Source organism: Azospirillum sp. P4_B5 (genome assembly GCF_056402275.1).
Genome location: NZ_JBFUHT010000040.1, coordinates 38,879 through 46,918, shown reverse-complemented (window position 1 = coordinate 46,918; position 8,040 = coordinate 38,879). Strand labels below are relative to the sequence as shown.

General features: G+C 66.1%; 7 protein-coding genes. 3 read left to right on the top strand and 4 right to left on the bottom strand.

Annotated features, from left to right (window positions below):
• Positions 1 to 131, bottom strand: a 131-nt coding sequence (locus AC1DVI_RS25170) for an arsenate reductase/protein-tyrosine-phosphatase family protein (protein ID WP_476960293.1), incomplete at its 3' end; no start/stop codon positions are given.
• Complete coding sequence (locus tag AC1DVI_RS25165) at positions 128 to 535, bottom strand: ArsR/SmtB family transcription factor (RefSeq protein WP_476960290.1); 408 nt, start codon at positions 533 to 535, stop codon at positions 128 to 130. The genes AC1DVI_RS25170 and AC1DVI_RS25165, both read right to left, overlap by 4 nt.
• A gap of 540 nt (positions 536 to 1,075) precedes the next feature.
• Here AC1DVI_RS25165 and AC1DVI_RS25160 point away from each other — a divergent pair.
• The 3 genes from AC1DVI_RS25160 (at position 1,076) to AC1DVI_RS25150 (ending at position 5,800) form a co-directional block, all read left to right on the top strand.
• Entirely contained in the window at positions 1,076 to 3,253 is a 2,178-nt protein-coding gene (locus tag AC1DVI_RS25160; RefSeq protein ID WP_476960289.1) for an ATP-dependent nuclease, read from the top strand.
• Positions 3,250 to 5,322 (top strand): UvrD-helicase domain-containing protein, encoded by a 2,073-nt coding sequence (locus AC1DVI_RS25155; protein WP_476960288.1) that lies wholly within the window; start codon positions 3,250 to 3,252, stop codon positions 5,320 to 5,322. The genes AC1DVI_RS25160 and AC1DVI_RS25155 overlap by 4 nt, the downstream gene beginning before the upstream one ends.
• 133 nt (positions 5,323 to 5,455) lie before the next feature.
• Positions 5,456 to 5,800 (top strand): ArsR/SmtB family transcription factor, encoded by a 345-nt coding sequence (locus AC1DVI_RS25150; protein ID WP_476960287.1) that lies wholly within the window; start codon positions 5,456 to 5,458, stop codon positions 5,798 to 5,800.
• Between the two features lie 3 nt (positions 5,801 to 5,803).
• Here AC1DVI_RS25150 and AC1DVI_RS25145 read toward each other — a convergent pair whose 3' ends face one another.
• Together AC1DVI_RS25145 and AC1DVI_RS25140 are read right to left on the bottom strand one after the other, a co-directional pair.
• Positions 5,804 to 6,469 (bottom strand): hypothetical protein, encoded by a 666-nt coding sequence (locus AC1DVI_RS25145; protein ID WP_476960286.1) that lies wholly within the window; start codon positions 6,467 to 6,469, stop codon positions 5,804 to 5,806.
• Complete coding sequence (locus tag AC1DVI_RS25140; RefSeq protein ID WP_476960285.1) at positions 6,466 to 7,815, bottom strand: NAD(P)-binding domain-containing protein; 1,350 nt, start codon at positions 7,813 to 7,815, stop codon at positions 6,466 to 6,468. Before AC1DVI_RS25140 ends, AC1DVI_RS25145 begins: the two co-directional genes overlap by 4 nt.
• Positions 7,816 to 8,040 lie beyond the last annotated feature (225 nt).

Genomic DNA, 8,040 nt, shown 5'->3' with positions numbered 1-8,040 from the left:
GTCGGCTGGCTGCCGGCGCTGTAGGCGCGGAAACGGCCGCGGCCCTCGCGGTTGAGCAGGCATTCGGCCATGACGCTGCGGGCGCTGTTGTGGGTGCACAGGAACAGGACGTTGTAGACGCGGTCGGTCATCGCGGGATCGCCTTTTCCGGGCCGCGGGATGCGGCAGGATCGGTTCGGTCAGGCGCCGGGCCGCAGCCCGCCGGGCCGCAGGTCCCCGCCTGGACAAGGTCGGTGGAGCAGAGTTCGGGGCGCCCCTGGCAGCAATCCTCCATCAGGAAGGCGATCAGTTGCCGGGTGCCCTCGTAGTCGGAGGCGTAGAAGATTTGCCGCTGGACCCGCCAGGAGCGTAGCAACCCGGCACGCTCCAGCGTCGCCAGATGGTGCGACAGGGTTGATCCGGGCACGCCCACCTGCTGGGCAATCTCGCCGGCGGTCAGCCCGTTCGGTCCGGCCTGGATGAGCAGGCGGAACACGGCCAGGCGGGTGTCCTGAGCGAGCGCGGCAAAGGCCTCGATGGCGTTCTTCGGTTCCATATTTCTACCCTAGTCGAATAATGAATATGTGGCAAGCGCCTTGCCCGGTCCCTGCCACGCGCATGCGGCGTCGGACTGACCGTCTGCGCCATTGCCGCGCCCCGCAGCCGCCGGTAGATCGACAATTCGATGGATCGACTATAAACGAAAAAACCCACACGCCTTGCTGCGCGCGATGGGCTCCCTTCTCAACCATGGGACGTCGACATGCGGAACGATGAGGAAGCGGGGGCGGACGCCGACGCTCCACGGACGCGGTGGGCGGTTCTAGGAACCTTGGGCGCCACGCGCTTGGCGCCGACGGCATGAGCTTCAAGAACACCGAGTATCCCAACAGCCTGTGACGCCCAAACGCTGGAGCGGGGGCGGGATGGACAAGCGCTCCGCCCCCGCTCCACAGCTCCGCCCATCCAGGGAGGACGATGAAGAGTCCGAGACGAGCGGAGCGCCTTCGTTTCTTGATTTTAATGATGACTGGGTTGCTGAACGCCTTGCCGAGGGTGTAAATAATGGCAGTACACCAAAGGCGTGTGATATCTGATGCATCTGGCGGAACTCCACCTGGAGAATTTTCGGCTCTTTGCGCGTTTGGCGATCACACTGCGCCCCGGGCTGAACGTCCTCGTGGGTGAGAACGACGCAGGAAAGTCGGCGATCATCGATGCGGTCCGTTTGGTTGTTGGCGCCGCCGGACACGACACCGCACGGATCGATGCGGATCGTGATTTCCACTGGAGGAATGATCAGCTGGAGCCGGAAGCGCGGCTGTCGATCACCTGCAAGTTCGCCGGCATCTCCGAAGCCGACGCCTCCGGCTTTATCGAGCATCTCACTTACGAAGGCGCTCCCGAAGCACCGCAGGCGCCTGTTCTATACCTGACGCTGGTGGCACACCGTCCCACGAGAGCGGGCTCGGTCAAGGTCAAGCACGGCTCTCGCTGGCGGGTCTCGGTGGAGTTGCGGTCTGGAAAGGGTGGTCAGGGGCCCTGGTTCGAAGGACCCGCCCGAGCGCTTCTGGAAGCCACCTATCTAAAGCCTCTGCGTGATGCCGAACGTGAGTTGTCCTCCGGGCGGAACTCGCGTCTATCGCAGATTCTTCGTCACACGCTTGCCATTGCAGCGGAGGATGACGAGGCGTTCGACGTCGATGCCTTCGTCAACGCCCTCGGTTCGGGAGACTCGAACGTGTCGCTTCCGCAGACGCTGTTGCGGCGCGGTGAACTGGCCGATCATTTGATCGAAACCCACTCCGGGGTGAGCAAGGCGCGCGCCCGTCTGAACGAGGATTTTCTGCACCATCTCGCCTTGGGCTCCGATCGGATGTCCAGCCACATCGGCGTTGCATGCGGCGCCGATGAGATGCGGCTGCGGTTGTTGCTGGAGAAGTTGGAATTGCTGCTGCTTCCGAGTGCGCCGCCAGCCGCTGACACCGAGTCGTCGGGCGCGGCGACGGCACGCCGCCCCCGTCTGCTTCCGCGTGGGCTCGGCTATCAGAACCTGCTGTTCATGGCCTGTGAGCTGTTGCTTTTGGGACAGGACGAGGAAAAGATGCCGCTTCTCCTCATCGAGGAGCCGGAGGCGCATCTGCATCCCCAACTTCAGCTTCGCCTCATTGATTTTCTGCTCAGCCGCACCGAGCCAGGTCTTCGCTCCGCCGCCGGGGTGCGGAAGGAGGAACCGGCAGCAGATCCGGAACCGACGGACAGCGACCGGAACATCGGGAAGGTGGCGCCGTCGGGAACTGGCAATGGCGCGGCACGGCCAGACACCCGGTCGGAGCGCCCGGTGCAGGTGCTGATGTCCACCCACAGCCCGGTCCTTGCGTCGAAACTGCCGCTTGGTAGCCTGATCGTTCTCGCGGGTGGTCAAGGCTTCTCCTTGGCGGAAGGCCGGACCCGGCTGGACGCTGGAGACTACCGGTTCCTGCAACGTTTTCTGGACGCGACCAAGGCCAACCTGTTCTTCGCGCGCGGCGTCATTATCGTCGAAGGGTCGGCGGAGGCGTTGCTGTTGCCGACCATTGCGTCCCTGCTCGGCATCGATCTGGCCAAGCATGGAGTGTCGATCGTCAATGTCGGCGGAACCGGTTTGCACCGCTACGCCCGCATTCTTATGCGCAGTGATGACGCTCCAGGCCCCTGTCCCGTTGCCTGCGTGACCGATCGTGACGTGCTGCCGGATTGCGCGCGAGACATCCTCAACCTGAAGCCTGGAAGCCGGCAGAAGACAGAATCCCAGATCGATGCCGAAGCGTGGATGAAGACGAAGGTCAAAGCGGATGGGCAACGCGTGAAGACGTTCGTTTCGGATCACTGGACCTTGGAATACGATCTGGCGCGCGCCGGGTTGGAGCGCGAAGTCTTCATCGCCGGGCGTATGGCGGCACACGACAATGAGCTCGACGGACCGGGCGACATGGCTGGAGCGGCGTGGACAGTACGGGAAGCCGAGGCCGAACAAGCCTATAAGCGCTTGCAGGAAGGCTGCCCCGACCCGATCGAGCGGGCGGTACACGTCTACAAGGTGGTGGCGGCCGGTTCGAAGGCGGCGGCGGCTCAAATCCTAGCCCGTATACTGGAGGAGCGCTACGGCACGGCCGCCGAACGGCTGGTTTTCGCCGGCAAGGTGCCGCGCTACCTGAGCGAGGCCTTGCGGCATGCCACGGCCACCGACCAACCGATGCCCGTTGCCAGAGCCGAGGCGCTCGCCGACGAATGAGCGAGGCCTTTTCGCTGCCCGTCATTGATGACGCCGATATTTTCTGGATTGAAGAGGCGTTGGGATTGCGCTTCGAGGGCGAACGCCGGGATGTTCTGCGGGCCTTGGACTCCGGCGATGTCGAAGCCTGCCCAGGGAGCGGCAAGACGACGCTCCTGGTTGCCAAACTAGCCATTCTGGCGCGCAAATGGACGGCGCGGAGTCGTGGCATCTGCGTGCTCTCCTACACGACCGTCGCCCGCGATGAACTGGAAAAGGGGGTGCAGCGGGTACCGGAGGCGGCACGCCTGCTGGCCTATCCGCATTATGTCGGGACCATACACGGGTTCGTGAACAGCTTCCTGGCCTTGCCCTTCCTGCGGTCGTACCGTACAGGGCCGATTGGAGTTCGCTTCATCGACGATGACCGGTGTCGGGCCATCGCGCACCGGATCATTTGGGAGGATGATGGGTTCGAACCGATTAGAAATTTCGCCCGCATCCGCGCCCAGAATTCATCGCGGAAAGCCACGGCCGGCGCTCCGAAGAAGACCGTCACGGAAGTCCTATCTGAACTGTGCGATACACTGGAGTACCGAGGGGCTGATTTAGGTCTGGACCTGTCGTCCTTCCAATTGAAGGATCCGGAGCAGGCTACCTACAAATCCATGATTAAACTTCGGCGCCGCCTCCGCCAACTCGGGTGTTTCTTCCATAACGACATGTTCGCGTTCGGGGAACGGCTGATTGCCGAGGTGCCTCAGTACCCCGCTCTGATACGGCACCGCTTCCCCTGTGTTTTCATGGATGAGATGCAGGACACCCGCCCTTTGCATGCCGCCATGCTGTCACGGCTTTTCCCCAAGGACGCCTGTGCGCTGCGGCAGCGCTTTGGCGACAGCGATCAGGCCATATATGACGGAGACCGCGGCGAGCCCGAAGCCGTTCCGGTGGATGCCTTTCCGGACGCGCAGGCGCGCAGCCTGCCGCGCAGCAACCGGTTCGGGGGCTGGATCGCCGCGCGGGCGTCCGCCGTGGCGCCGAGCCGGCGTGAGATGGAAGGCGATGCCTTGCATCGCTGGGGGGCCTTGAAAGGCGAACCGACCGGCAGCCGTGGCCACACCATTTTCCTCTTCGGCCCCGAGGCCATGCATGAACGTCCGCTGCAAGCCTTCGGCGCGCTGCTGTGCCGAGAGTTCGACGGCGATACCCTTCGCCATGGGGTGTTCACGGCCATCGGGCGGGTTCACGCCCCTCCAGGTCAGCGCGCACGTAAGGCGGATCAGTTGCCACACTCCGTCCGTGACTATTGGAACCGGTACGAGCCAGAAGCCTCCCGCCGCACGGCGCGGCCGCGTGTTCTTGCCGATTACCTATGTCTGGCTCACCACCGACGAACCGAAAGCGGCGAACTGGGGCCAGCCATTACGGAACTGGCACTGGGTTTAATCCATCTGCTGGAAGCGTGCGGAGCGCCCGATTTCGGAACGCGCCACAACCCGCTTCGTCAACTTCGTGCGTATGCGTCCGAACGGCCGGCCTTGTGGCAGGCGCTGCAGAAATGGCTTTGGGACTGCGCGACCATGAGCACGCCTCCCAATCCAGCCGCTTGGCCTGTCATCAGAGTCGCGACGGAAGCGCTCCTTAAAAGCCACCAGGAAGGAGGATGGCATGGTTCGCGCCAAATGGAACCGATCGATGCGTTTTTAGCGTGGCCCGAGGAAGCGATTGTCCGGCCGCCCGAACAGCCTCCCCGCCACCTCTATGTCCACCAGGGCGAGGACGGGAGGTCGGTGAACATCCGGCTCGGCTCGATCCACAGCGTTAAAGGGCAAACCCACACCGCCACCCTGATCCTCGACACGTTTTTTTACTCTTGCCACATTGGACGACATTTTCGGCTGCTGGCTGGCCGTAAGAGCCCCATGGCCCTAGATGCACAGCGATTGCTTTACGTTGCCATGACACGGCCAAGCCATTTGCTGTGCGTGGCGTTGAGAGCCAATCATCTCGGTGAGGGCAAAGCCGCGCTTGGTTGGGAGCGTCGCCTGCAAGACGTTGGTTGGCGGATTGAGCGCGTTGCTCCTTAACCGTACCCCTCTCAGCCCGACGCCCGGTTGGTCCACTCAATTCGATGGTTCTGGAAACTGCGATGCTGGTGGCCCATCTTGTCCCCGAAAGCGGCGCGTGTCCCAGGCCGCCGCATGGAACGAGATGGCCCCGATGACCTCGCTGGATGTGACCACCGCCGCCCGTTGCTTCGCCGAGTTGGGCCATCCAACCCGGTTGGCGATTTACCAGCGTCTGGTGCAGGCCGGCGAAGGCGGCATGACGGTGGGCGCCATCGGCGAGGAGCTGGGCGTGCCGGCCTCCACCCTGTCGCATCACCTCAAGCAGCTGATGATCGTCGGGCTGATCGAGCAGGTGCGCGAGGGCCGCATCCTGCATTGCCGTCCGCTCTACCCGCAGATGGACGGCTTGGTCCGCTTCCTCACCGAGCAGTGCTGCGCCCGCCCGATGGCGCCCCGGGCGGCCGAGGCGGAGGCCGACGCCCAGACCTGCTGCTGACGGTCAGCGTGGCAGACGGCTTGCGGCGAAGCCGAAGCGTCCCACCACCACGAGCGAGGCGGTGATCGTCGCGGTCATCACCGGGCCGTAAGAGCCGTTCCATTGCCACAGCATGGCGGCCAGCGTCGGCGCGACGGCCTTGAGCAGCGCCGTCGGCACCGTCAGCATGCCATTGACCACGCCATAGGCCGAGCGGGTCAGCATGTCCGGCACCGCCGCGCCGCGCACGATGGTCATGATGCCGTTGGCGCCGCCGTAGAGCGGCGCGAAGGCGAAGCCGGGTTCGTAGAGCGTCATCGACTGGGCGAGTCCAAGGCCGATGAAGACCAGCACGAGCGGACAGCCGCCGGGAAGCGCCGACCAAGCCCACAGCAGGACGCCGGCCAGCAGCGAGCCCGCCGTCATCACCGCCCGCCCATGGCCGCGGTCGATGGCGCTGCCGACCGGGATGGCGGTCAGGCCGGAGCAACCCAGCGCCAGCGACGCCAGCAGGTAGACCTCGGCCTTGCTCCAGCCGAGTTCGGCCGCCATCGGTTCGGCGAGCAGCGGGAAGCTGTAGATCAGGGAGCCCCAGGAGACGATCTGCGCGGCGCCGAGGCCGGCGATGAAGGCTTGTGGCGAGCGCAGCGCCCGGACCGGCGCCTGCCCGTTGGACAGCGTGCCTCTCACGGCGCGCCCGGCCTGCAGCAGCCACCCGCCTGGACGGAAGCGGCGAGCACGGGCTCGGGCGCGCCGCAGCAGCCGGCGTCCTCCGGGACGCCCGCGGCGCTGGGAAGGTCGCTGCTGCACACCCCGGTTTCCGGCAGGTCGAGATGCACCGCGTGGGCGGCGTCGAGATCGCCGGCGAGGAAGGCGGCGATCGAGCGCACCTGCTCGTAGCCGGTCGCCATCAGGAAGGTCGGGGCGCGGCCGTAGCTCTTGACGCCGACGGTGTAGAAGCCCGGCTCGGGGTGCGTCAGCTCGCGCACGCCGTGCGGCCGCACCGTGCCGCAGCTGTGCAGATTGGGGTCGATCAGCGGGCCCAGGGCGTCGGCGCATTCCAGCCAGGGATCAAGGCGGAGGCGCAACTCGCGCAGAGGCGCGAGGTCGGGCCGCTGGCCGGCGGCCACGATGACCTCGTCGATCCCCGCGATGCGGCGCCCACCGCCGTCCTCGACGGCGAGGCGGCCGTCCTCCGCCACCACCGCGGCGGCGCGGAAGCCGGTGACCAGCGCGATGGCGCCGCCTTCCTGCCGCTGGCGCAGCGCCGTGCCCAGGGCGCCCCGCGCGCGCAGCGCGTCGGCGTCGCCACCGCCGAACACCCGCCGCAGGTCGTCGCTGCCGCGCACCGCCCAGACCACCTCGGTGCCCGGCTCTCCCTCGGCCAGCGTCGCGAGATCGAGCAGCGCGTTGGCGGCCGAGTGGCCAGAGCCGATGACGAGAACTCGCTTGCCGGCGTAGCGGGCACGCGCCGCTCCCAGCACGTCGGGGATGCCGTAGGCGATGTGGGCGGCGTTGGCCGTCTCGCCAAGCGCCGGCAGGCCGTTGGCGCCCATCGGGTTGGGCGTGCTCCAGGTTCCCGAGGCGTCGAGAACCGCGCTCGCCAGCAACTCCGTGTCGCCCGCCGGGGTCGAAACCCGCAGGACGAAGGGGGCCGCGGCACGGCCGGCGGTCTTGACCTTGTCGACACTCTGGCGGCTGATCGCCGTCACCCGGTGGATCAGGCGCAGGCGGGCGGCGATCGACGGCAGGGCGGCCAGTGGACGCAGGTAGCGGTCGACCAACTCGCCGCCGGTCGGCAGGGCGTCGGGCGGCGGCGCCTGCCAGCCGCTGGCCTCCAGCAGGGCGCGGGCTACGTGGTCGACGTTGTAGCGCCACGGAGAGAAGAGCTGGACCTGGGCCCAGTCGCGGACATGGGCGGCGATGTCAGGGGCCGCCTCCAGAACCAGCGGCTCGAGGCCGCGGTCGAGGAGGTGGGCGGCGGCGGCCAAGCCGACCGGCCCGGCGCCGATCACGATGATGGGAAGGGACGTCATCTCCGGACCTCCAGGCAAGGGAGTGAGATTGCGCGGACCGGCGCACTCGGCGATTATAATTCTATGAAACCAGAAATATCGTACCTTCTCGGTCGGGTCAAAGGATAGTTCCAACTTCATCGAAATGTCTGAACGAGAGACAGCGCCGTTCGATGAGTCGATGGGGGCCTGCTGCGCTCCCCGCCTGTAGCGCGTGGCCCGGGGCCAGTCCCTTCCCCGGATCAT